This window comes from Streptomyces prasinopilosus (genome assembly GCF_001419695.1).
Taxonomy (GTDB): Bacteria; Actinomycetota; Actinomycetes; order Streptomycetales; family Streptomycetaceae; genus Streptomyces; species Streptomyces prasinopilosus.
The window spans coordinates 1-1,182 of record NZ_LIRG01001027.1 but is presented as its reverse complement, the minus strand read 5'-3'; the positions used below and the strand labels follow the sequence as shown (position 1 = coordinate 1,182).

Here is a 1,182-nt window from a genome sequence, read left to right as displayed (position 1 = left end):
CGCCGCCTTGACGCCGCCCAGGTCCACCACGAAGCCGAGGTCGCTGTGGCGGTAGGGGCGGGGCTCTCCGTCGCCGAGGGAGGCGGCGACGTTGTGGGCGCAGACCTTGCCCTGCCGCCAGGCGTGCTGCGCGGTCATCGGGGTGTACCGTCCGGGCTCCTCCAGATCGGGTACCGCCGCAGCGTCGCCGCAGGCGAACACCTCGGGCCGTCCCGGCACCCGCAGTTGCGGGTCCACCAGCAGCCGCCCGCGCTCCATGGGCAGTCCCAGCGACTCGGCGAGCGGATCGGGCCGCACCCCCACGCACCACACCAGCGTCCGCGTGCCGACGAACTCCCCGTCGGTCAGCAGCACCCCCTCGCGCGTGGCCTCCTTCACGGAGGTTCCCATCCGCACGTCCACGCCCCGCTCGCGCAGGACCCGGCCGGCGGTGCGGGAGAGCCGCTCGTCGAGCTCGGGCAGGACCCGCTCGGCGATGTCCAACAGCAGCCAGCGGGGCCGCATGCCCGTCCGCAGGGGGTGCTTGTGCACCTGCGCGTCGCTGAACAGCTGCCCGTGGGCGGCGACCTCGGTACCGGTGTAACCGGCGCCGACCACCACGAAGGTGCACCGGGCGGCGCATTCGGCGGGGTCGTCGGCGGCCGCCGCGAGTTCCACCTGCCGGGTCACGTGGTCACGCAGGTACAGCGCCTCGGGCAACCCGCGGAAGCCGTGCGCGTGCTCGGCGACGCCCGGGACGGGCAGCAGCTTGTTGACGCTGCCGGCGGCCAGCACCAGCCGGTCGTAGGAGAGGCTGCCGCCGTCGCCCTCGGGGCCGGTGTAGTGCACGGTCCGGGCGTCGAGGTCGATGCGGTCGGCCTCGCCCAGCACCAGCCGTACCTGCCGCAGCGTCCCGGAGAGGGAGACGGTGACCCGGCGCGGCTCCAGGATGCCGGCGGCGACCTGGGGCAGCAGGGGGAGGTACAGGAAGTAGTCGGTCGGGTTCAGCAGGGTGATGTCGGCCCGGCCCCGGGCCAGCCGGGACAGGGTGCGGGCCGTGCGGTACCCGGCGAAGCCGGCACCGACGATCACGATGCGGGGTCGACTCACGGTTCGCCTCCGGGGCTGTCGTCACGTACCTCGGGAGACTTCCGCGTCCCCCCGGCCGGGGCCACCAAACGTCCCCCGGCCGGGGGGACGCGG

At 74.7% G+C, this 1,182-nt stretch carries 1 protein-coding gene; it reads right to left on the bottom strand.

Annotated elements, in window-relative coordinates:
• Positions 1-1,089: NAD(P)/FAD-dependent oxidoreductase (locus AOK18_RS29815; RefSeq protein ID WP_079105262.1), on the bottom strand; the 1,089-nt coding region annotated here is incomplete at its 3' end.
• Between the last annotated feature and the right edge of the window lie 93 nt (positions 1,090-1,182).